Genomic DNA, 23,040 nt, shown 5'->3' on the forward strand with positions numbered 1-23,040 from the left:
GCGGATGTGAGCGTTCGCTACTTGACCGGAAGGTGGTAGGCGACCCGGTACCGATCGGCCGGGATGACCACGTCGGCCGTCTCGACCGGGCGGCCGGAGGCGTAGAACGTGCGCTGGATAACCAGGACGACATGGCCCGGGACGCCGCCCAGGACGAGCAGTTCCTCGGCGAGGCCGGGGCGGGCGCCGACCTCCTCCGTGACGTTGTCCACGATCACGTCGATGGCGCGCATGCGCTCGACGACGCCCATGCCGCCGAGCGGGCCCTCTTCGGGCAGCATCACGGGCGTCCGGCCCGTCACGGCGAGCGGCTCCCAGGACGTGGAGAGCATCATCGGCTCGCCGCTCTCGCGGTAGAGGTACTTCGTGCACATCACCCGGTCGCCCGGGTCGATGCCCAGCCGCTCGGCGACCGCGACACTCGCCTCGGACTGCTCGCTGCTGGACTCCCAGGTCCCGCACCCCTCGCCGTCGGCCTGCTCCTGGCGGAACGGCGTGGCCCCGCCGGTCGGGCGGTAGCCGGAGCGGGAGATGCGCCGGGGCACGGGCCGCTCCCGCACATACGTCCCCGAGCCGGAGCGGCCCTCGACCAGGCCCTCCGCCATGAGCACCTTGCGGGCCTCCAGGGCGACGGTGTCCGAGACGCCGTACTCCTGGCGGATTCTGGCCTGGGAGGGGAGGCGGGTGTGCGGTGGCAGCTGACCGTCGACGATCTTCTTGCGGAGATCACCCGCGACACGCAAGTACGCCGGCTGCTCACCGAATGTCACTGGCCGCTCCCATCAGGTTGTACAGACAGCGACAGCGTGGCAACCGTAGGTTGTGCCGCGCAAGCAAAGGCCAGAGAATCACTCGATGTGATGACGTAGTGGCCCTGAGGGCTTTACGCAGGCACTTTCTCCCCGCTATAGCCGCCGTCACACCTCGGCTGCGGAGTCCCCGCTCCCGCTCTCCTCGTACGACGGCGGGGTGGTGGCGAGCCCGAGGGCCTTGCGCGCCGTGACGGTCGCCGGGCCGTCCACGTACGTGTAGGCCTTGTCGTAGTGCGCGTAGTACGAGTCGGGGTCGTCGGCCCTGCTCGCCCGCGCCCACTCGTCCCGGGCGTCCTCCAGGTCCCCGACCAGGGCGGCGACCGGCTTTCGGGCTCCCGCGGGCCAGGAGTGCCGCCGCAGCGCCCCGATCTGCTCGCCGAGCACGTCGTGCACCTGGGTGGCCCAGGCCCGATGGCCGGCGAGGTCGTCCTCGGGGGTGTCCTCCGGCTCCTCGTACAGCGCCGCGTCGACGGCGTTGGCCGCCGACAGGAACGCCGCCTGGTCGGTGTCGAGCGTCGTGCGGTCGCCGCGCAGGGAGCCGGTGAGCTTGGCCTTCGCGTCGGTGTTGCCGAAGACGCAGCTGATCACGCGGTCGCCGTAGCGCCAGCTGTCCCGGGACGGCATGAGGTAGTACACGTCGACGTCGGCGGGCATCGCCCAGGTGTCCATCGCGTACTGGTCCTGGAGCGCGTAGCACCGCTCGTCGGCGATGTCGGTGATCTCGGCATCGCCCGGGAAGGCGCCGCCCGGCAGCGTGACGACCGCGAAGACCTCGCCGTCGTGCCTGCCCTCGCACGGCACCCTGTCGACGTCGTAGGTGTCGCCCTCCAGGCCGCCCGGCGCGTCGAAGCAGTCGCCCTTGCGCAGCACCAGGCTCTCGTTGCCCTGCGCGCCGTCCTTGAACTTCTCCCAGGCGTCGGACGCGGCGCCCGTGGCCAGGACCGCCGTCCACAGCACGATCCCGACGGTGGACAGCACCGACCCGGCGATCGCCAGGCCCCGGCCGCTCTGGCCGGACCGCCTGATCTGCCGCAGCGCGATCAGGCCCAGGACGAGCCCCGCGGCGGGCAGGAAGCAGAGCACGCCGAGCACGAGGGCGGCGACGGCGAGGGCGTTGACGGAGACCGGGGCGCCGTACGGGCGCCCGCCAGGGCCGTACGGCCCGTAACCCTGGGGCCCCTGGGGCCAGTTCGCCGACGGCGGGCCGTACGGGTCCGGGGGCTGCTGGTTCCCAGGGGGCGGGGGTATCGACACGGGTACGGTGCTCCTGGCTGGGGCGGTGGGCGGGGGTGCGCGGGGGTCCGTCGTACGGCTGCGCGCATCGTAAGCGGCGGAGGGACGGGGGCGGAATGCGGGCGGCGAACACGGCGATACGGGCGGTGAACGGCCTCACGGCACGCTGGGCGCCGGAGACCGGCGACGGCACGGTGTTCTCGGCGGCGGGGGTCTGGCCGCTGCTGGCTCTCCTCGCGGACGGTGCGGCGGGCGCGGCGCGCGAGGAGTTGTCCGAGGCGCTCGGGCTGCCGGCGGACCGGGCGGGGGCGGCGGGGCGGGAGGTGCTCGCGGTGCTGGCGGAAATCGACGGGCTGGCCTCCGCGCTGGGGCTGTGGACGGCACGGACGGTGGAACTGCGCCCGGAGTGGGCGGCGGGGCTGCCCGTGGCGGCGCACGGCGTGCTCACGGGGGATCCGCTGGCCGACGGGCGGGCGCTGGACGCGTGGGCCGCGCGGCGGACGGGCGGGGCCATCGGGCGAATGCCCGTCGAGCTCACGCCGCTCACGGAGTTGGTGCTGGCCAGTGCGCTGGAGCTGCGGACGGACTGGGAGGTGCCGTTCGAGGGGCACTTCGGCGGCTGGCTGGGCCGCCACGACCGGGCGGGGCTGGTGCGGGAGGTGCCGGACCTCGACGGCGTCGCGCTGGCGCGGACCGGCGCGGGAGCCGTCACGCTGGTGGTCGTGCGCGGAGTCACGGGAGTCGACGTCCATCTGCTGCTCGGCGCGCAGGGGATGGCGCCGGGTCAGGTGCTGGGCGCCGGGACGGACCTGCTGGCGGGCACGCTCGACGCGGTGCCCGGGAGCCGCCTCCCGGAGGGCGCCGTCGGTCCGGGCCTGTCCGTCTTCAAGCGGCGCACCCACACTCCCGAGCCGCCGTCCCTCACGCTGTTCACCGTGGAGTTCACGCTGCGGGCCGCGCACGACCTGCTGGCGTCGCGCGCGCTCTTCGGCCTGACCACGGCCGCCCGCCGCACCCGGGGTGCCGTTCCCTTCCCGGGCATGAGCCCCGCGCCGGTCGCCCTGCACTCCGCACGCCAGGACATGACGGCCACGTTCGGCGCGCAGGGCTTCAAGGCGACGGCGGTGACCACGCTGAGCGCGGTCTACCAGGGCAAGTCGCCGGAGGAGCCGCCGTACGAGACGACCAGGGCGATGGCGGTCTTCGACCGCCCCTTCGGGTTTCTCGCCGTTCACCGTGAGACGCGCCTCGTCCTCGCGGCGGGCTGGGTCACCGACCCGAAGCCCTTCCCGGAGGACGAGGACGCCTACGTGCTGGACACGTCAGGAGACTGACGGTCGGTCAGGGGCCAGGTCAGAACTGGAGCGCCCAGGCGTCGATCCGCCCGGTGTCGTAGCGGGCGTTGTCGCTCACGCGCAGCTTCCATGTGCCGTTCGCCGCCTCCGAGGAGGCGTTCACGGAGTACGTGGTGTCGATGTTGTCCGCGCTGCCCCCGGTGCCGTACGCCTTCAGCGTGTACGCCGTACCGTCGGGGGCGATCAGCTGGACCTGGAGGTCGCCGATGTAGGTGTGGACGATGTGGACCTCGACGCCCAGGGTCGAGGGCGCGTTGCCGGAGACGCCGGAGACCGTCACCGGGGACTCGGCGGTGGCGTTGTCGGCGATGGCCTGGTCGGCGGTGTTCTCGAAGCGCGGGCCGGGCGGGGTGGTGGTACCGCCGCCGACGTTCAGGAGGCGGTTGGGCGAGCCGGTGCCGGGGCTGGTGACGACGCCGGTGGTGGCGGCGGCCGTCAGCGCGGCGGAGACCTGCGCCGGGGTGGCCGCGGGGTTGTCGGCCAGGTGCAGGGCGGCGGCTCCGGCGACGTGCGGGCTCGCCATCGACGTACCGGAGATGGTGTTGGTCGCCGAGTCGCTCGTGCTCCAGGCCGAGGTGATGGACGAGCCGGGCGCGAACACGTCCAGGACCGAACCGTAGTTTGAGTAGCTCGCCTTGGCGTCGCTCGACGTCGTGGCGCCGACCGTGACGGCCTCGGTGACGCGGGCCGGGGACCGGGTGGAGGCGTTGGTGGTCTCGTTGCCGGCCGCGACGACGAAAGTGACGCCGGAGGTGATGGCGTTGCGCACGGCCGTGTCGATGGCCGTGTCACCGGGCCCGCCGAGGGACATGTTGGCGACGGCCGGCTTGGCGGCGTTCCGGGCGACCCAGTCGATGCCGGCGACGACCTGGGCGGTGGTGCCCTGGCCGGAGTTGTTGAGCACGCGGACGCCGACGACCTTGGCCTTCTTGGCGACGCCGTAGGCGCTCCCGGCGACGGTGCCGGCGACGTGCGTGCCGTGGCCGTGGCCGTCCTGGGCGGTGTTGTCGTTGTCGACGGCGTCGTAGCCGTAGGAGGCGCGGCCGCCGAAGTCGCTGTGCGTGATGCGGACGCCGGTGTCGATGACGTACGCGGTGACGCCCTCACCCGCCTTGTCCGGATAGGTGTACGAGCTGTTCAGCGGCAGGTTCTTCTGGTCGATGCGGTCCAGGCCCCAGGACGGCGGGCTGGGCTGCGTCGCGGTGATGGAGAACGTCCGGTTCTGGACGACGGACGCGACGGCCGGGTCGGCGGCGAGACGTTTCGCCTCGGCCTCGGAGGCCTCGACCTCGTAGCCGTTCAGGGCCTTGGTGTACGTCCGCTCGATGTCGGCGCCGTACTTGTGCGCGAGGGCACGGCCCTCGGCGGAACCCGCCTTCTCGGTCTTCAGGGTGACGACGTAGCTGCCGGCGACGGCGTTCGCGGCGCCCTGGTACTGGATGCGCCCTTCGGCGGCCGGGGCCGCGCCGGCGGGGAGGGCGGAGACGAGGCTCGCGACGAGCGCCGCGGTGGCCGTCGCGCCGAGCGCGGCCAGTCTTCGCCGGGTCGGTCTCTGGGGAGTACGCATCACTGCCATCTGAGGGGTCCTCCTCAATCGGTGGTGCGCTGTGGGGTGTGGTGCACGCCCGTCGAAGCCACCCGTGGAGTCATGGTCATGTCAACCTTGGGTGACTCCTGTGCGTCAGCCGAAAGATTGAGGCCTCCACAGGAATTGCACAAGGGCCCTGCACGCACGGGCCGGGGCAACACAGGGGGGCGAGGGACGCCACGTCCCTCGCCCCCCGGTCGCCCCGGATGCCTACTCGTTGACCGTCTGGAAGATGCTGAACTCGACCCCCTGGTCATCGACGCAGTTGGCGAACACTCCAGCGGGGATGGTCACCGGCTCCCCCGCCGTGCCGCCGAGTTCACGGACGCGCTCAATGGCCGCGTTCACGTCGTCGACGCTGAAGTAGACGCGCGGGAACTGCGACGTGTCCCCGTGCGAGGTGCCGCCCATCGGGTTCGGGCCGTGAATCATCGAGTAGCCCGGGAAGTTCCCCTCCTTGAACTCCCACCCGAACAGCGACTGCCAGAACTTCGCCGTCGCCTCGGCGTCCTTTCCAGGCAGGTCGAAGAAGACGATGTCTCCACTCATGGCGCTCTCCTCATACGTGGTGATGTGCACTGATATGGATCGGCCGACGGTTGCGTCACTTCACAACGGGGCCTCGACCTGGCGCGGTCGGCTTCGACGGCCGGCACGAATCGGGCCACCGTCGTCGGGAAGTCCTCGGGAACGTCGATGGCGCACGCCCGCAATGCGGCAACGCGACCGGACGGGCGTCCGACATCACGCGCATCGGAACAGCGACTCGCCCCGGCCCGGCCGGCGTGGAACCTCGGCCCCGGGGGCGCGGGTGCTCGACATCGAACAATATCCTCATATATGCTGACGGTCGCTGGCTTCCACTATCCATACTGTAGTTGATCAGGCGTCTTGTCAATCAGGACTATAGACGATTAGCGGCCATGCCAGAGGACCACGTGAGCTGTTCGCGGGGGTTACGACTCTGACAAGTGCCGACGCATACTGAGGGAGTCGGGATCAAGCCGGTCATGGCCAGTCGCGGCACCGCGGCCCGGACGACCCAAGACCAAGCGAGGGACGCAACGGGCTCGTCAAAGCAGGTAGACGCTACGCTCGTTCCGGTGGCTGAAAGTCGCGGCCTACCACAATCAAGCAACTGAGCGTAGACAGAGCTGACGATGGGTGACATGAACCGACCGGACACCAACCCCGACGGATCTCCGACCTTGCCTCCGAACTTCGCGAAATCCATCGGATTTCTGCTGAACAAGGCCGGGCAGCTGCTCACGGCGCAGTTCGAGAGCGAGCTCGCTCCGTACGGCCTCAGCGCGCGGAACTGGGGAGTCCTCCGGTTCATCGACGTCAACGGCAACCAGTCGCAGCAGTCCATCGGTGAGCAGTTGCGTATCGACCGGTCGACGATGGTGAACCTGGTCGACGAGCTGGAGCGGATGGGCTACGTCGTCAGGCTGCGCGACCCGCACGACCGCCGGCGCTACGCCGTGACGCTGACCGAGTACGGGCGGCGCCAGCTCCGCAGTGGCCTCGACTCGGTGGAGGACAAGGTGACGGACCGGTTCCTCGAACGCATCAGCGAACAGGACCGCGAGCGCTTGGTCTCGATCTTGATCTCATTGGTCGCACCTGACGGCATCACGCCGCCGGGCGCCGGCTGACGGACCGATCCGCGTCGGCACGCCCGACGCGGGCTCAGCCACCGGCGCCCGGGGTTGCGGCGAGCCAGTCAGGCAGGCCGCCGGCGCGGGAAAGCCCCGCCCATCGCACCGCCTCAAGCATCGACGGCGAGCGCAGCGATGTCGGTCCGCCGGGACACTTCGGACGGCGATGCGCGCACGGTGACGCACAGCGTGTCATCGCCTCGTCTCAGGCGGCTTCGGGCCCACGGGCCGGGCGAGCTTGGTGTGCTTCGGCTCCCCCATCCACTCCTCGGCCAGCTCGCGCAGATCCGCGTCGATCATCTGGCTCGGATAGGCCCAGCGCAGCAGCGGTGCGGTCATGGCCGTGGTGACGAGGGCCATGACCACCATCAGCGAGTACAGGTCCGTGTCGAGCAGCCCCAGTTGCAGGCCGATGCCAAGGATGATCAGTTCGGTGAGGCCGCGGGTGTTCATGAGGATGCCCAGCGTCGTGGCCGATCGCCCGGACTGGCCGGCGACCCGTGCTCCGAGATAGGCGCCGCCGAACTTGCCGCCGATCGCCACGAGAAGGATCAGCCCCAGCTCGCCGAGTCCGTCGCCGCCCACCGTGGACAGGTCCACCTTCAGCCCTGCCACGGCGAAATACGCCGGCAGCAGCATCCAGGTGATCGTCGCAAACCGGTCCCTGATCGCCGCGCGCAGCCTCTCCGTGCCACGCCGTGGCACGATCGCGCCGGCGAGGAACGCACCGAAGATGAAGTGCAGTCCCAACCACTCACTCAGCGCGCCGGAGACAAGCAGCAGCACCGTCAGCGCACCGAGCGCCCTGGTTCCGTTCCCGTGCTCCCCAGCCCCACGTTCGAGGTCTCCTCGGGCCCGCGCCGACGCGGCCAGGAGCCTGCCGAGCAACGGCCGTACCACCGCCACCATGGCCAGGGCGTACGGCACGACCAGCAGGACCTGCCAGGAGTTCTGGCTCCCGGTGAAGGTGAGCACGGCGGCGAGCAGGAGCCAGGCGGCGACGTCCCCGACGGCCGCACTCGCCATAGCCAGCGCGCCGATCCTGGTGTGCTGGATACCCCGGTCGGTGAGGATGCGGGCCAGTACCGGGAACGCGGTGATGGACATGGCCGCGCCGATGAACAGCAGGAAGCCGAGCCGGTGTCCGACCGGGTGGTCATTCCACAGGTGCAGCGCGAGCAGGACACCGAGTCCGAACGCGCAGACGATCGACCCGATGGACACCCCGGCCGTGGCACGCCCGTTCCCGCGCAGGAGCCGGTAGTCGAGTTCGAGGCCGACGAGGAACATGAAGAGCGCGACTCCGAGGTTGCCGAGCGTGGTGAGCATCGGCCGGATGTCCAGAGGTAAGAGCGTTTCGGACAGGGCGCCGTGGAACAGGGTCGGACCGAGCAGGATGCCGGCGAGGATCTCGCCGATGACCGCCGGCTGACCGCACCACCGCGCGAGGCGCCCGAGCACATGCGCGAGCGCGAGTATCGACGCCAAACCGACCATGATCATGGCTGTTTGGTGGGTGGTCATGGGCACTCCTTCTGCACAGGTGCCGTCCTTCGCGTGGGCGAGAAAAGAGCAGCTCCGGCAGCCGGGCACCGCGTCCTGGTCATCGGTCGAGTGCGGCGCGCGAAGAACGGAGAGTTTCTTGGCGAAGGACAGCGCCGCGTGTTCCCCCGGCACGCGGCCTGCGCCCGGATGCGCCGTTCCTGACCCGCGGTGCGGATCTCACCACCTACCACCGAGTGCGGCGAACCGGGCCCGGTCGCGCGGGACGGCGCGGACGGGACTGTCCTCCCCGCACCGGCCCACGCCACCTGTGCGAGGCCGGTGCGGGAACGACCCGACTACCGCTTGTGTGCGACGAGCAGCAGCGCCGGGACCAGTACCCGGCCCTTCTCATCGGTCCCGAGAGCCGCCTCGCTGAGTTCCGGGGCCAGCCGCGCCGAAATGGTGGACGCCTCCAGCCGGTCGATCGCCCAGTCCTTCTCCACGAGCGTCCCCAGTTCGTCGGCGCTGAAGAGGGTCGGCCCCTTCGGCATCACCGACCGCGCGTCCCGGGAGAAGGTGAGGATCGAGAGCGTCGCGTCGTCGGTGGTGGATCGGGCGAGGCACGCCAGGTAGTCCGCACGCTTGTCGTCCGAGATGGCCGGTATCGTCCCCGAGTCGACGACCGCGCGGAAGCGCCGCTCGTAGCCCTGCAGCGTGGTCAGGTCGGCCACGTCGAACGTGACCGGAAGGTCGTGGTCCGCCGCCGCTTGTTTCGCAGTCGCGATGGCCGACGGCGCCGAGTCGAGCCCGACGACCGTGTACCCCCGCCGGGCCAGGAACAGGCTCGTGTCCCCGATGCCGCAGCCGGCGTCCAGGACATCGCTGCGGAACACCCCCTGCGGCTCGAGCTCGGCGAGCTTGGGCTGGGGCTCCCCGATGTTCCACGGCACCCAGGGCACGTTCTGTGCGGACTCCCGGCCCTGGTAGACGGCGTCGAAGTTGGTCTTGTGCTGCATGACGGATTCTCCTGTCGGTTGTCGGCGCGAGTCGCCTCGGACGTGGGTGGGGCGTCGATCAGCTCGGTCGGAGCACCGGGCCCGGGTCGATGCCGAGGTCGGCGAGGATCGCCTGGACCCCGGCGCGTGCTCCGCAGTTCGCCCCGCCGCCCGGGTGGGTCGACGGTCCGACGAGGAAGAAACCGTCGGCCGGCAGCCGGTACCCCATGTTCGGCATCGGCCGGTTCCCCAGGTACTGGTGGATCTGCTGCCCGAGGTGGCTCGCATCGCCGCTGGGCCAGGACGCGTTGAACCGGGCCGCGTCGAGCGGTGACTCGATGCTGCGGGACAGAACCTTCGTCGAGTCCATATTCGTGGTCAGCTCGCAGAACGTCTTGAAGATCTCGTCAAAGATCTCTTCCTTGCGGTCGTCCCAGCTCTGCCCGTCCAACTCCATGGGGGCGTACCCGAGGAGGTACAGGGTGTGCCGGCCGTCGGGGGCACGTGTCGGGTCCCAGACGCTCGCGACGACGGCGCTCGGCATGCCGACCGCCGGCGTGCCGTACTTCAGCCCGTCGAACGCCTGGCGCAGCTCCGGAAGCGGCAGCGCGAACTCCTGGATCCCGGCGCGGGTCACCTCCTCGCCGGCGGCGAACACCGGAGCCTCGCTCAGCGCGAGGTGGCCGACCAGACAGCTGAAGGCGGTCCGTTTGCCGCGCAAGGCCTTCGCGTCCCACTCGCGTCCGAACCTGTGGTCGACCATCGCCGGGATCTGGCTGATGTTGAGGTCCGCCACGACGGCCCGGGCCGCGGTGACCTCCTTGCCCGTGTCCAACCGCACGCCGGTCACCCGCTCGCCGTCGAACAGGAAGCGGTCCACCGGGACGCCGGTGCGGATCGTCCCGCCCAGGTCGACGAAGGCCCTGGCCAGAACCGAGGAGAGGGCGCCGGACCCACCGACCGGGAACCCCACGCCGTGACGGTGCAACGTCGGCACCATCGCCAGCAGGAACGCGCCCGTGCCGCCCTCCTCCGGAGCGCAGATGAGCTCGGACACCCACCGCGCGAGCGCGGCCTTGATCTTCGGGTGTTCGAACCACTCGTCGATGACGTCGAGGTAGCTCATCATCAGCAGGCGCGTCATCTCCCGCCCGGCCTCCGTCCGGCCCAGCAGGGCGAAGAACTCGCCCATCGGCAGCGGTGGCGAGAACATCGCGTCGACCAGCATGTCCAGCAGGCTGTCGGCGAACTTGTGGAAGCGCAGGTAGTTCTCCGCGTCGGCGGGCGAGATCGTGGCGATGGTCTCCGCGGTCCGGGCGGGGTCCCGGTAGAACGCGATGTGGTCGCCGTCCGGGAAGGCCACGGCGATGGCCGGGTCCGGGAAGACGTACTCGAGTCCGTACCGCGAGCGCAGGCCCAGTTCGTCGTCCCGGATCAGCGGGTTGAGCTGCACGAACACATGGGCGATGGCGTGCAGGTCGTGCTTGAACCCGGGCAGGGTGACCTCCTTGGTCACCACCCCTCCGCCGACCTCGTCGGTCGCCTCCAGCACGACGACGTCGAGCCCGGCCTTGGCCAGGTAGGCACCGGCCGTCAGCCCGTTGTGGCCGCCGCCGACGACGATCACATCATGGTCTGGCATCGATCGCTCCTTCTCGAGTGGGGTCGTTCCGGCCGGACCGACGGGATCCCGGTCCAGCAGCGCGGGGTTCGACATCTCCGGCGACGAGCGGGGACGGCGTCGGCATCCCGGCGGCCGGCCGCGCAGGCCACCGCCGAACGCGGGCGCAACGGCGGAACCGCGTGTTCGTCGGACATACCTAGTGCTGTGGCTGTTTCGGGTCCGCCCCGACGCTTGCGGCGGCGACCATCGCGGCGCAGATCTGGGCGATGTCATCGTCCGTGCAGAGGTAGGGCGGCAGGCAGTAGATCAGGTTCCGGAAGGGACGCAGCCACACGCCTTCGCTGATTGCCGCGTCGGCCGTCCGCGGGTCGACGGGGTGGTCGAGTTCGATCACCCCGATGGCGCCGAGAACCCGGACGTCGGCGACACCGTCGACATTGACTGCCGCCCGCAGTCCCTGGCGAAGCGCCCTCTCGATCCGGGTCACGTCACTCCGCCAGTCGCCGGCGGCGAGCAGACCCAACGAGGCGTTGGCCACGGCCGCCGTCAGCGGGTTGCCCATGAAGGTCTGGCTGTGCGCCAGCACCGGCGGATCCCCCTGGCGGATCCCGGCCGCGACGCGCGGCGTGCACAGCGTCGCGGCCATGGACATGTAGCCGCCGGTGAGCGCTTTGCCGAGGCACATCACGTCGGGCGTGACGCCGACGTGGTCGGCGGCGAACATGGCACCGGTGTGGCCGAATCCGGTGGCCATCTCGTCGAAGACCAGAAGCACGTCGTGCTCGTCGGCAAGGTCGCGGAGCACCCGCAGGTATCCGGGATCGTGGAAGCGCATCCCCCCGGCGCTCTGCACGACCGGTTCCACGATGATTGCCGCCAGCTCGTCGGCATGCTCCGCGATGGCCCGCGCCATGGTGTCGACATAGGCCGAGTCGAGCTGCTCGTTGTCGGTCCCTGCCGGGTCGGTGGCGTTCAGCAGGCTCGTGGACGACGACGCGGGCGGCGCCGGAAGGAATACCTGCTCGGGCAGGAGGCCCCGCCACGACGCGTGCCTCCCGTCGTCCGGGTCGCACACGCTCATCGCGTGGAAAGTAGCGCCGTGGTACCCACGGCGCCAGGTCAGTATCCGTCGTTTCTCGCTGCGGCCTGACGCACTCCAGTACTGGAGGCACATCTTCAGCGCGACCTCGACCGACACCGCCCCGGAGTCGCAGAAGAACACGTGCTCCAGGCCGTCAGGCGTCAGCTCCACCAGCGTCCTCGCGAGCCGGATCGCCGGCTCGTGGGTCAGGCCACCGAACATCACGTGCGCGAATCGACTCGCCTGATCGGCCAGTGCCTTGTCCAGCACCGGGTTGCGGTAGCCATGGATGGCAGCCCAGAACGACGACATCCCGTCGATGAGTTCCCGGCCGTCGGCGAGTGTCAGCCGGACACCTTCAGCTCCGGCGACCAGCAGCGGTTCGTCCACGCCCGGCATGGGGCGCAAGGGATGCCACACGTGGGCGCGGTCCAGGGCGAGCAGGTCGGCGGAGTCCGTTCCCGCGGCCCGGCTCGCGTGAGTCCTGGCGTCGCCCGGAGTCGCCCACCGTTGGGTGTCCCGGCCGAGCCAGGCCATCATCCGCGTGGTGTCCTCGGCTCCGGCCGCCGGCGGCAGCGCCTCACCGATCCGCCCTGGACCGCGCAGCGCCGCCTCCGGTACCTGCGCGCAGGTGTGCGCGATGTGGGCGAGCAGGGTGTCTGGCAGCCGGATCTGCCGGCCGGTCGCGGCCGCGATGTCCCAGGCGTGTACGGCGACATCCGCGACCGGGAACGCCAGCGCCCTGGCCAGGTTCTGGCGCCCGGTCGGCGTGTCGACCTTCAGATCCGGATCGGCCGCGGAGACGGCCGTGCGCGCCGCCGCCGCCGCGTCCCGCCACGCCGTCGCCGGATCAACCGCGGCCGCATCACCGGGCTGTGACGGCGCGGGGGGCGTGGGCTCGCCACGCGCGATCAGGACGATCTTGCCCAGGGTGCCGATCACGTGTCCCACGACGTCCCGGACGGACCAGTCGGAGCACGGGGACTCGGTGTCCCATGCGTCGTCCGGAACTCCCGTCAGCGTCGCGTCGAACAGACTCACCGCCTCTGCGAGTGCCGTGACGATGTCTGGCGGCGCACCGGTCCGGACGGGCGCGGAAGCTGCGGCGTTGCTCATGGATTCGACTCCTTCTCGTGGTGCGCAACCCTTACGTGGCGTCATACGAATCGGGCGGCCCGGGGCCGGGCCGTCACCGGTCGGACTCGACGAACCTGCCGGTCACCGCCACGACCCGGGTCCACCCGGCCCCGGCGTTCGCCACCGGTATCGGGAAGCACATGACGGTGAATCCCGTCGGACCGGGCAGCCGGTCGAGGTTGGCCAGCTTCTCCAGCTGCAGGTACTCGCGCTCCCGCCCATACACGTGCGCCGGCCAGAGCGTTCGCGGGTCCCCGTTGCGCCGGTAGTCCGCGATCATGCTCGCCATCGGCCGGTCCAGCCCCCACGCGTCGATGCCGATCACCCGGACGCCCCGCTCCACCAGGAACCGCGTGGCGCCACCCGACAGGCCGGGATAGGTGGTCAGGTACTCGCTGCTTCCCCACAACCGGTCGGCGCCGGTCCACAGCAGCACGATGTCCCCGTCGCCGAGCGTGTGTTCGGCGACGCCCAGTGCCTCGGTCACATCGTCCTCGCTGATCTCCTCACCGGCTCCGACGTGTCGCAGATCGAGCCGGACACCCGGACCGATGCACCACTCCAGGGGAACCTTGTCGATGCTCCGGGCCGGTTTGCCGCCACTGAGCGGGCCGTAGTGCAACGGCGCGTCCATGTGGGTCCCTGTGTGCGTCGTCAGCGTGATCGTCTCGTTCGAAATGGCGATGCCGTCCGGGAAGTCGGACGGGCTCAGTCCGAGGACCTTCGGCCCCTCCTCGTGCGTGAGGGTGTCGATGTGCACCGGAGTCGCTTCGCTCGCGGCCGGGCCGGTCGGCACGCTGAGGTCGATCAACGTGGCCATCACACGACCCTCTTGGCCTTCGCGGCACGGCGCTCCGCCTCGTCGCGGACGGCGGCCAGATGCGCCGTACTGTTGCGCTCGATGGCCCCGGCGAGCATCTCGTGGGCCTCGGCATGGGTGTACTGGCCGGCCACCTTTCCGTCCGCCCCCTCCGCGCGGGCGGCGAAGTCATGGGTCAGCACGATCTGGGTGCGGTCCGGTCCGTACGGCAGCGCCCGCCATTCCCCGCTCATGTGTTCCACGATCGGCGCGGTCTCCAGCTGGCGGTAAGCGACGACGCCCAGTTCCGGGTCCAGGTCGCGGCGGGTGGTCCACGCCTGGAGCTGCCCGCTGACGTCCACCTCGAGCCGTGCGATCTCGTAGCCGTCCCCTCGCTCTGTGATGACGGCGGACTTGGTGGCCTCGAAGAGGTTCGGGTAGTTCTCGATGTCGGCCAGCACCTCCCAGACGACACTCTGCGGCGCCTGCGCGGTCACGGTGTGCTCGGTGTGCTCCATGGGGCTCCCTCGTGAGATGTTCGGCTCGTTCAGGCCAGGTTTTCCAGGAAGGCGACCAGGTCGGCGACGGTCTCCACGGACTTCAGCGCCTTTCCGTCCGCCTTGCCCGGGGCGAGCTGGTTGACGATCTCGACGAGCTCGGCCGAGTCCACACCCAGGTCGCCGCGGAGCACAGCCCCGCTGGTGATCTCCGACGGCTCCAGGCCGACCTCGACAAGGACGTCGAACACCTGGTCGTATGTGCTCTTGGTGGTGGCCATGACACCTTCTTCAAACGGCGAATGGATCAGATGGCCCGCAGCACGCTCGCGGCGATCGTGCCGTCGGCGCCCCTGGCGAGCAGGGCGACGGTGCGGACGGGCGTCTCCAGGGGCGTGCTGACGACGATGTCCGCGTCCCGCGGGTGCCGGCAGCCCGCCACCGGCGGGATCGTTCCGTGTCGCAGGCACAGCAGGGCGACCGCCGCGTCCACCGCGGGCGCCGCGCCGAGCAGGTTGCCGGTCACCGGCTTGGCCGTGGTGAGCGGTACCGGCCCGAGCACCGAGCGGATCGCGGACAGCTCGGATTCGTCCGCGTCGGAGGTTCCCTGTGCATCGAGAGCAACGCAGTCGACGCGGTCGGTGCCGGCCTCGTCGAGCGCTGCCGTGAGGACCGCGGCGAGCGCCGACGAGCCGGACGGCCCGAACACCTCGTCCTCCGGTACGTGCCGGACGGCGAAGCCGGCCAGCCGGGCCAGCGGGACCGCGCCGCGTGCCCGGGCCGTCTCGTCGCGCTCGAGGACGAGCATCACGGCACCCTCACCGACGCAGAACCCGTCCGCCTGATCGTCCCCCGGGCGGTAGGTCCCGGTGGGCGACAGCCGGCCCGAGGTGGTACAGAACGTGTACGTGTACGGCGTGACGGGCGCCTCGGCGCCGCCCGCGAGCAGCACGTCGGCCCGCCCTTCCGCCACCGCCCGGGCCCCGTAGCCGATGGCCAGCGCGGCACTCGCGCTGTCCGCCACGAGGGTCTTGCTGAAGCCGGTCAGACCGTTTCCGATGGTGATCTGACCCTGCGGCGCCGTCGGGAACCACGCCGACGCTATGTGCGGGCTGACCGCGGTGTAGCCCCGCTGCTGCAAGCCTCGCAGGCTCGGTTCGGTGATCTCCCAGCCACCGAACATGTTGCCCATGTACACGCCGGTCCGATCGGCGTCCGCGCTCGGGGCGAGCCCGGCGTCGCCCTTGGCGGATCGGGCGGCGGAGAGCGCCAGCTGGCAGAAGCGGTCCATCCGCTTGCGCACCCTGGGGGTGAACGTGCCGATGGTCTCCCGCTCGGTCTCCTCGGCCAGGAAGCCGGCGTTCGGGCAGGGGTAGGAGTCCGTGGCGAATCGCTCGATGGGCCGCACGGCGCTCCGGCCCTCGGTCACCGAACGCCAGAGCTGGTCGGCGTCCGAGGCACCGGGCAGGGCGAGCCCGATTCCGGTGATCACCGTGCCGGTCATCGTCCGCTCTCCCCGGAGCCGGTCCTGCGCGGGCTGCCGAGTACGACCGTGGAGTGGATTCCCCCGAAGCCGCTGGACAGGCTGGCGATGACCTCTACCGGTTCTTCCCGTGCCTCATTGGGCACGTAGTCGAGGTCGCAGGCATCGCCGGGAGTGTGGTGGTTGATCGTCGGTGGGATCACGCCGTCGCCCAGGGCCAGCACGCACGCCACGAGCTCCAGCGCGTTCGCCGCTGCCAGCGCGTGGCCGACCATCGACTTGATCGAGCTGACCGGGACCCGGTAGGCGTGTGCCCCGAGCACCGTCTTGATCGCGTTGGTCTCGCACACGTCGTTCTGCGGTGTCGAGCTGCCGTGTGCGTTGACGTAGTCGACGCTCGTGGCGGGAAGCCGGGCGTCGTCCAGCGCGAGCTGGAAGGAACGGGCGAGGTGCGTTCCGTCACTGGCCAGATCGGTCATGTGGAACGCGTTCGACGTGCTCCCGAAGCCGAGGACCTCGGCGAGGATCGGCGCCCCTCGGCGGCGGGCGTGCTCCCATTCCTCGAGCACGGCCACACCGGCACCCTCGCCGAGTACGAACCCGTCCCGATCGGCGTCGAACGGCCGGGAGGCGCCCTCCGGATCGTCGTTGCGCGTGGACAGGGCACCGATCACGTCGAAGCAGGCGACGACGAACGGGGTCAGCGGAGCTTCGGCGGCGCCGGTGACCATCACGTCCGCCTCGCCGCGGCGGATCGTGTCGAGCGCGAAACCGACCGCGTCGTTGCCCCCGGTGCATCCGGTGGCCGGGGTCGTCACCGGGCCGCGCATCCCGTGCGCGTCGGCGATCGCCGCCGCGGGCCGGTTGAACGTGGCCGCGACGTGCAGGCGTGGGTGGGCCGCGGCCACGTCGATCGCGGACGTGCCGCCGCCGGTGATCCGCGGGAAGTGCTCGGTCATGAACTTCGTTCCGCCGATCGCGTTGGCCATGACGACACCGACCCGTTCCGGGGCGATGTCGTCGTCGAGCAGGCCGGCCGAGGCGATGGCCTCCTGGGCAGCTCGCATGGCGATCCGGACGACCCGGTCGTCGCCGGCGCTGTGATCGACGGAGAGGCCGGGCAGATCGCACTCGGGCAGCGTCCCGTAGATCCGGGAGGCCAGCCCGGACGTGTCGAACTCGCGGGCGGCGATCACCCCGGAGCGGCCGGCGCAGAGCCCGGCCATGAAGTCCTTGGTCCCGATGCCGTTGGGGGACAGGACTCCGAGCCCGGTCACGGCGACCCGCCTCACGACACAGCCCCACGCGTAGCGGCCACGAGCGTGCCCGGCCCGGTCGGCGACCGTAGCTGTCGGCGGACCGGCAGGCCCGCCTCGGCGAGCCACTGGCCGTAGTCGTCGAGGCTGTGTGCCGAGCCCTCACTCGTCATCAGCATCTGGAGGGAGAAGAACGCGCCGACGGGATCGGTCTCCGTGTCGTCCGGGACGATCTCGTAGAGCAGCAGCACGCCGTCGTCCGCCAGCGCCGCCGCGGACAGCCGCAGAATCTCGCGCACCTGCGCGGGCGGGTACCCGTGCAGCAGATTGCCCAGCAGCACCACGTCGTAGGGCCCGCCCCAGGGCTCGGTGAACAGGTCCCCGGACCGGTACTCGGCCCGGTCCCCCAACCCCGCGTCACGGGCGAGCCTACGGGCCTCGGACACCGAGATCTCCCGGTCGATGCCGACGACCGTGCCACCCCAGCTCTCCGTCAGAGCGCGGCCGGTGCCGCCGTACCCGCACCCCACGTCGAGGATCCGGGGCCGGGGCCGGACCAGGCCCTCGACGGCGCCGGCGATCCATCGCCCGGCGCCCACCCCGAGTGCGTCCAGATAGGGCGTGATCTTGCCCCAGACATCGTCCGCCCGGTCGGCGAAGATCTCCTTGCACGGAATGCCGCTGCGCACCGCTTCGGTGAGCTGGGGCCAGATCCGGTAGTTCAGCTCCCGGTGGATGTGCCGCATGTCCCCGAGGTAGGCACGCGAGCCGCGGACCAGGTACGTCGCGACGTCGTCGGCCAGTCGGTAGCGGTCGCCCTCGCGATGCACGAACTCCGACGCGTGCAGCGCGGTGAGCAGCGCGTGCAGGCCCCGCCTGCTCGCACCGGTGCGGCGGCCCAGATCCTCCAGCGTGTCGTTGCCCTCGGCGATGGCCGTGAAGACGTCCAGGTCGAGCGCCGTGACCAGGGTGGCCGTACGCCCCAGCCCCCAGGCGAAATCGTGGATACGGGCTGGTGTGGGTGTGGTGACGGACTGCTCAGACAAGGCTCAGCCCTCCGTCCACGACGAGCGTGGCGCCGGTTACGTAGGAGGACGCGTCGGACACGAGGAAGCGGGCGACGTCCGCGACCTCGTGCGCGGTGCCGAGTCGGCGCAGCGGAATGCGTCCCCGCTCCGCCTCGGCCTGCTCCTCGTGTCCCCGCACCAGCTTCCGGGACATCGGGGTGTCGATGAATCCCGGGATGATCGTGTTGACCCGGATCCCCGCCGGACCGTAGGCGACGGCGAGATCCCGGGTGTGCGCGACGATCCCGGCCTTGGCCGCGGTGTACGGCGCCCGGGACGGGCTCGGCTTGAGCCCGCCCGCGATGCTTGAGCAGGTCACGATCGATCCGCCCGCGGACATCGAGGGCAGTACCGCGCGGCACACGCCCGTGGTCCCTCGTAGGTTGACGTCGAGCACCCTCGTCCACAGCTCGTCGTCGAGCTCGGCCGGTGGTCCCCAGTTGTCGACGACGGCGGCGAACGTCAGGCACGCGTGGATCCGGCCGGCCCGCGCGACGACCTCGGAGACCGCGTCGCGCACCGCGTCGGAGTCGGCCACGTCGAGATGGCGGACGCCGAGAAGGGTGGTCTCCTCGGCGAGGGACTTCAGGCCCACGTCGTCCACGTCGAGGGCCATCACCGACGCTCCGGCGTCCGCGAGAACGCGGGCGGTCGCCCGGCCGATCCCGGATGCGGCGCCGGTGACGAGGCAGACCCTGTCTGTTAAGACTGTCATGTTCGTATTTCCTGTTCGTCTGCGGTGTTGGCGAAAGCGACGCCGATGCCGAGACGGCGGACCCAGACGTCCACCACGTCGCTCATGGCGGGGTGCACGGAGAAGGCGCGCAACTGCTCGAGATCGGTGAACTCCCACCGTGCGGCCACCGAGTACAGCGACTCGGTCGCCGCGTCGTCGGCCGGCAGCGGGACGTGCCGACCCGCCGTGAACCGTTCGACCACGCCCGTCCTCCGGGTGGCCTCGGCGAGCTCGTCGCGGAACCGGGCCCGATCCGTCTCGGACATCGATTCCGGATATCGGTAGAGGACGACATGCGCGATCATGCTGCTCCCTTGTCGCGGACGGTCAGCGGCTCACCCAGCCCGAGTAACGCCCGGGCGTTGCCGGATTCGATGGCGTGGAGCGTCGCCGTCGGGAGTGAGGCCCCCCGCAGCACCTCCAGCGCGCCGGCGCGCCCGAGCTCGCCGGGCGTCACCGGGAAGTCGCTGCCGAACAGGATCCGCTCCTCCCCGAGCGCCTCGAGGGCGCACCGCAGCCCGGTGGCGTCGGCGGAGTGCGTGTCCGCGTAGATGTTGCCGGCGTAGTCGCGCAGGTGGCGCAACGCGCCGGAGGCCCGCGCGGCGTCAGCGTCCGCACCGGCGAGGAGCCGGTGGATCAGGTCGAACCGGCCGAGCGCGATCGGCAGCACACCACCGAGCTGGCCGAACACCAGCCGCAGCCCGGAGTGCTGCTCGAGCCTGCCACTCAGCACCAGGCGGGTGATGCAGAGGGTCGTCTCGACCAGCATGGACAGGGCGCCGGTCAGCAGATGTTCGGCGCGTCCGGGCAGCGGCGGCTCGGACCCGAGGTGGAACTTCGCCGAGGGATGGACGAACAGGACGACGCCGCTCGCCTCGGCGGCGGCCAGCACCGGGGCGAACGCCGGGTCGTCGAGGAACCGCAGCCGGCCGGTCGAGGGCTCCAGGTAAGCGCTGTTCATCGAGATCGCGGGGATGCCTCCGTCCGTGGCCGCCCGCTCGATCTCGGTCTCGGCCGAGTCGACGAACCGGGGGTCCACCCAACGCGCGGCCTGCAGACGCCCACCGGTCCGCGTGGCCCACGCCCGCATCTCGTCGTTGACCGTGGCGATGGTGTCGGCCGGCCCTCGCCGCCGCTCGCCGCGCAGTGCGGCCGCGTGCAGCGCTGCCACGGCGTTCGAGCTGTGCGTCAGTACGGTGGTCTCGATCCCGTGCAGATCGGCGTCGGCCACCTGCCGCTCCGGGCCGTCGAACGCCGGGGACGACCAGAGCCCCGGGGGCCCTTCGGCCGTCGAACCCGACTCGGCGAGCCACTCCAGGAACGCCGACTGGACCCACGGTGGTAACCCGTGCGCGTGCGCGTCGACGACCGTCATCGTTTCACTGTCTCGACGTGGGCCCACGGCATGCCCATGTTGCGGCTCGTGGCCAGGCGGCCCTCCGCGACGCCGTCCGGTGCCGCGTCGTGGTGCGGCTGCATCACGGCCAGCTCGGCGTTGAGGCCGGAGACCATGATGATGAAGTCGTCCCGGGCGGTCATCCGGCCGATCGGGTCGATCAGATCCTTCGCCTTGGCCCAGTACGCCTCGACGTCCTTGCTGGCGTCGTAGAAGAAGCGCACGAAGGACAGCACGGTGCCGAGGAAGTCGCGCAGGCCCTCGTCGTAGGCCTGCGCGAACTCGTCCTCGCGGGCAGGCTCGTGCAGCATCGCGGAGATGGTGGCCGCGGCCGAGCTGGCGCCCTTCATCGCGAGCGTGACCCCGGTGGAGAACAGCGGGTCGATGAAGGCCGCGGCGTCGCCGACCATCAGGTAGCCGGGTCCGTAGAACCGGGAGCAGGTGTAGGACCAGTCCTTCGCCGTGCGGCATCCCGCCACCTGGGTGGCGTCCCGCAGCAGCTGCTTGGCCTCGCGCGACGTGGCGATCTTGCTTTCGAGCAGCTCCAGATTCGGCCGTGTGTCCTCGGCGATCTGGTCGTTCGGGCCTACGAATCCCACGCTCTGGGTGCCGTCGGACAGCGGGATGACCCAGAGCCAGCCGTCCGGGTGGTTCTCGACGAGGATGTTGCCGGACAGCTCGTCCGGAAGCCGCCGGCCACCCTGGTAGTAGGTCCACACGGCCAGGTTCTTCAGGTCGTCGTGCATTTCGACCAGCCCGAACTCCCGGCCGAGAATCTTGGCCTGGCCGGAGGCGTCGACGATGTAGCGGGCCTCCGCCCGGATCGGCTCCGTCCCGCGGCCGACCGTGTACGTCACGCCGGTGGCCCGGCCATCGCTGGTCAGTACCTCGCGCACCGACGCATGCTCGACGACCATGGCTCCGAGCTTGCGTGCGTGCTCAAGTAATATGAGGTCGAAATCAGCGCGCTTGACCTGCCACGTGTAGTCGTAGGGGCCGCTCTCCCCGAACGCGATGCTCCACAGCTTGCCCTCGGCTCCCCAGAGCAGCGAGATACCCGCCTTGCGGGTGAAACCGGCGGCATCGACGGCGTCCCGGACGCCGAGCTCGTCGATGACGGTGTTCAGGCCAGGTATGAGCGACTCACCTATGTGGTAGCGGGGGAACTGTTCCTTCTCCAGGACCAGCACGTCGTGCCCGGCCTTGGCCAACAGTCCGGCCGTGGTGGCTCCGGAGGGGCCTCCACCGATGACGATGGCGTCGTAAGTACGGGTCATGTCGGACGTCTCCTTCTGTTCCGTGGAACTTCCGGTCGTGTCTCAGCCGCGCGTGCCGGTGAGGGCACGCAGGTGGGTCGTGTCGCCGCAGGGATGGATCTCCTGTCCGCGATCGACCTTGCGGATCAAGCTGCGCAATGTGGTTCCGGGGCCGACCTCGACGATCCGGCTCGGCCGGTGGGCGACGATCCGACGGGCCGTCCGCGTCCAGTGCACGGGTGCGGTGATCTGGTGGGCCAGGACGTCGCGGTAGCGCTCGAGGTCGGTGACCAGCTCGCCGGTGACGCTGCTGATCATCGGCGTGTGACCACGGCGCAGCGGCAGGGCGGCGATCGTGGCCCTGAGCTCGTCCTCGGCGGGCCGCATGAGCGGCGAGTGGAACGCGCCTGCTACGGGCAGGGGCCGAGAGACGGCGATCGACTCCGCACGGATCGCCTCCCTGATCTCCTCGACGGTCGCGGCGTCGCCGGAGATGACGGTCTGCCGAGGAGAGTTGTAGTTGGCGATGACGGCGGTGCCCGGGCGCCCGTCGTCGCGTCGCCCGGGGTGCTGCGCCAGGACCCGGGCGACCTCGTCCGAGTCGATGCCCAGCACCGCCGCCATCGCACCGGGCCGCTCCTGGCAGCAGCGGGCCATGGCGTGAGCGCGCCGCACCACGGTCGCGGCGGCCTCGTCCAGATCGAGCCAGCCGCCGGCGACGAGGGCGGTGAACTCGCCGAGGCTGTGACCCGCGACCAGCTGGGGTACGACGCCTTCCTCGGTGAGGGCCCGGGTCATTGCGACACCGAAGGTGAACAGGACGAGCTGGGCCGTCCCCGTCTCGCGTAGCCGGTCCTCCGGACCGTGCACCATCGGCTCGATCACAGGACGACCCGTGACGGCCTCGACGTGCTCGAACACCTCTGTCATCCGAGGCCGGTCGTGCATCAGGTCGGCCCCCATCCCGACGACCTGACTCCCCTGGCCGGGATAGACGAATGCGGTCTGGATCGACATCTGAGTTCTCCCCCGTTAACTCCTGATGCGTCGATCATCTTTACAGATTATCTTTTATCCTGTCAATAGGCATTACTGATGATCAGTGGCAGATACGATTGAGCCAGCCCGCCGCCGCCGCGGCGGCCGCCCCCGCGGGGAGCCGGCACCGGCGCGCCGGCCGGAGGCCTCGGACTGCCGGACGCCGCCTGACCTGGTCTTCCTGATGAACCCGACACCTGAACGGACCGACCCGGTCCGGGATCGGAGCCTCGGACTCAGCCCGCTCGAGGACGATTTCCAGCCCGGGCCCGCGAGCTGCTGCACGCCGCCGGGGCGCTGCACACACCATCACCTTCCGCCGGATCCATCATCGCCATCCAAGATTGACAACAACGCAAATCATCAGTCATACTGACTAAGCGGCAATGCCGCGCCCCCGAGGTGTTCGGACGACGCAGGAGGGCCCGGTGTGACCTAGCCGCGCGACGCCAACGTCAAAGACCCGGCTGTACCGGTCGAGCGGACTTCATCGAGTTGCTCGCGGTCACCGGGGCGGGACGAGGGCTTGAGGGCGTTTCTC

At 70.6% G+C, this 23,040-nt stretch carries 21 protein-coding genes and 1 pseudogene; 2 read left to right on the forward strand and 20 right to left on the reverse strand.

The window, feature by feature from the left end; all coding sequences use genetic code 11:
* Positions 1 to 17: 17 nt before the first annotated feature.
* Entirely contained in the window at positions 18 to 770 is a 753-nt protein-coding gene (locus IE255_RS08295) for a GntR family transcriptional regulator (protein WP_190049530.1), read from the reverse strand.
* Between the two features lie 147 nt (positions 771 to 917).
* A complete protein-coding gene (locus IE255_RS08300; RefSeq protein ID WP_190049531.1) occupies positions 918 to 2,066 on the reverse strand; it encodes a DUF4190 domain-containing protein in 1,149 nt (382 codons plus the stop codon).
* Positions 2,067 to 2,161: 95 nt separating this feature from the next.
* On the opposite strand from IE255_RS08300, the gene IE255_RS08305 reads away from it, so the two are divergent.
* Entirely contained in the window at positions 2,162 to 3,379 is a 1,218-nt protein-coding gene (locus tag IE255_RS08305; RefSeq protein ID WP_190049532.1) for a serpin family protein, read from the forward strand.
* A gap of 19 nt (positions 3,380 to 3,398) precedes the next feature.
* Here the strand turns inward: IE255_RS08305 and IE255_RS08310 are convergent, their stop codons facing one another.
* The gene (locus IE255_RS08310) at positions 3,399 to 4,976 is read right to left on the reverse strand and encodes a S8 family peptidase (protein WP_190049533.1); all 1,578 of its coding nucleotides are present in this window, start codon (positions 4,974 to 4,976) and stop codon (positions 3,399 to 3,401) included.
* Positions 4,977 to 5,198: 222 nt separating this feature from the next.
* Positions 5,199 to 5,537, reverse strand: coding sequence for a VOC family protein (locus IE255_RS08315; protein ID WP_190049534.1), 339 nt, complete (start codon positions 5,535 to 5,537; stop codon positions 5,199 to 5,201).
* A 620-nt stretch (positions 5,538 to 6,157) separates the two neighbouring features.
* Between IE255_RS08315 and IE255_RS08320 the strand changes: the two genes are divergently transcribed.
* Positions 6,158 to 6,646 carry a MarR family winged helix-turn-helix transcriptional regulator gene (locus IE255_RS08320; protein ID WP_190049535.1) on the forward strand — a complete coding sequence of 163 codons (489 nt, stop codon included), beginning with the start codon at positions 6,158 to 6,160 and terminating at the stop codon, positions 6,644 to 6,646.
* A 195-nt stretch (positions 6,647 to 6,841) separates the two neighbouring features.
* Here the strand turns inward: IE255_RS08320 and IE255_RS08325 are convergent, their stop codons facing one another.
* From IE255_RS08325 to IE255_RS08395, 16 genes and pseudogenes are all read right to left on the reverse strand, one after another.
* Complete coding sequence (locus IE255_RS08325) at positions 6,842 to 8,173, reverse strand: cation:proton antiporter (RefSeq protein WP_190049536.1); 1,332 nt, start codon at positions 8,171 to 8,173, stop codon at positions 6,842 to 6,844.
* A 317-nt stretch (positions 8,174 to 8,490) separates the two neighbouring features.
* A complete protein-coding gene (locus IE255_RS08330) occupies positions 8,491 to 9,150 on the reverse strand; it encodes a class I SAM-dependent methyltransferase (RefSeq protein ID WP_190049537.1) in 660 nt (219 codons plus the stop codon).
* Between the two features lie 58 nt (positions 9,151 to 9,208).
* Positions 9,209 to 10,771, reverse strand: coding sequence for a phytoene desaturase family protein (locus tag IE255_RS08335; protein WP_190049538.1), 1,563 nt, complete (start codon positions 10,769 to 10,771; stop codon positions 9,209 to 9,211).
* Between the two features lie 178 nt (positions 10,772 to 10,949).
* The gene (locus IE255_RS39065) at positions 10,950 to 12,233 is read right to left on the reverse strand and encodes an adenosylmethionine--8-amino-7-oxononanoate transaminase (protein WP_229906363.1); all 1,284 of its coding nucleotides are present in this window, start codon (positions 12,231 to 12,233) and stop codon (positions 10,950 to 10,952) included.
* A gap of 132 nt (positions 12,234 to 12,365) precedes the next feature.
* Positions 12,366 to 12,995, reverse strand: a pseudogene (locus IE255_RS39070) (TIGR03086 family metal-binding protein); the annotation flags it as partial.
* Positions 12,996 to 13,023: 28 nt separating this feature from the next.
* The gene (locus tag IE255_RS08345; protein WP_190049540.1) at positions 13,024 to 13,791 is read right to left on the reverse strand and encodes a cyclase family protein; all 768 of its coding nucleotides are present in this window, start codon (positions 13,789 to 13,791) and stop codon (positions 13,024 to 13,026) included.
* Positions 13,791 to 14,288: an aromatase/cyclase gene (locus IE255_RS08350; protein WP_190049541.1), complete on the reverse strand. Its 498-nt coding sequence runs from the start codon at positions 14,286 to 14,288 to the stop codon at positions 13,791 to 13,793. Before IE255_RS08350 ends, IE255_RS08345 begins: the two co-directional genes overlap by 1 nt.
* A gap of 29 nt (positions 14,289 to 14,317) precedes the next feature.
* Entirely contained in the window at positions 14,318 to 14,548 is a 231-nt protein-coding gene (locus IE255_RS08355; RefSeq protein WP_190049542.1) for an acyl carrier protein, read from the reverse strand.
* A gap of 26 nt (positions 14,549 to 14,574) precedes the next feature.
* Entirely contained in the window at positions 14,575 to 15,771 is a 1,197-nt protein-coding gene (locus IE255_RS08360) for a beta-ketoacyl-[acyl-carrier-protein] synthase family protein (RefSeq protein WP_190049543.1), read from the reverse strand.
* Positions 15,768 to 17,027: a beta-ketoacyl-[acyl-carrier-protein] synthase family protein gene (locus IE255_RS08365; protein ID WP_229906323.1), complete on the reverse strand. Its 1,260-nt coding sequence runs from the start codon at positions 17,025 to 17,027 to the stop codon at positions 15,768 to 15,770. The genes IE255_RS08360 and IE255_RS08365 overlap by 4 nt, the downstream gene beginning before the upstream one ends.
* A gap of 11 nt (positions 17,028 to 17,038) precedes the next feature.
* On the reverse strand, positions 17,039 to 18,052 hold the full coding sequence (locus IE255_RS08370) for a class I SAM-dependent methyltransferase (RefSeq protein ID WP_190049545.1): 1,014 nt from the start codon (positions 18,050 to 18,052) through the stop codon (positions 17,039 to 17,041).
* On the reverse strand, positions 18,045 to 18,788 hold the full coding sequence (locus IE255_RS08375; protein ID WP_190049546.1) for an SDR family NAD(P)-dependent oxidoreductase: 744 nt from the start codon (positions 18,786 to 18,788) through the stop codon (positions 18,045 to 18,047). Before IE255_RS08375 ends, IE255_RS08370 begins: the two co-directional genes overlap by 8 nt.
* Positions 18,785 to 19,114, reverse strand: coding sequence for a Dabb family protein (locus tag IE255_RS08380; RefSeq protein WP_190049547.1), 330 nt, complete (start codon positions 19,112 to 19,114; stop codon positions 18,785 to 18,787). Before IE255_RS08380 ends, IE255_RS08375 begins: the two co-directional genes overlap by 4 nt.
* Positions 19,111 to 20,184 (reverse strand): amidohydrolase family protein, encoded by a 1,074-nt coding sequence (locus IE255_RS08385; RefSeq protein ID WP_190049548.1) that lies wholly within the window; start codon positions 20,182 to 20,184, stop codon positions 19,111 to 19,113. Before IE255_RS08385 ends, IE255_RS08380 begins: the two co-directional genes overlap by 4 nt.
* Positions 20,181 to 21,482: an NAD(P)/FAD-dependent oxidoreductase gene (locus IE255_RS08390; protein WP_190049549.1), complete on the reverse strand. Its 1,302-nt coding sequence runs from the start codon at positions 21,480 to 21,482 to the stop codon at positions 20,181 to 20,183. Before IE255_RS08390 ends, IE255_RS08385 begins: the two co-directional genes overlap by 4 nt.
* Before the next feature lie 42 nt (positions 21,483 to 21,524).
* On the reverse strand, positions 21,525 to 22,478 hold the full coding sequence (locus IE255_RS08395; protein WP_190049550.1) for an ACP S-malonyltransferase: 954 nt from the start codon (positions 22,476 to 22,478) through the stop codon (positions 21,525 to 21,527).
* Between the last annotated feature and the right edge of the window lie 562 nt (positions 22,479 to 23,040).

It is taken from the genome of Streptomyces lomondensis, assembly GCF_014651035.1.
Classification (GTDB): domain Bacteria; phylum Actinomycetota; class Actinomycetes; order Streptomycetales; family Streptomycetaceae; genus Streptomyces; species Streptomyces lomondensis.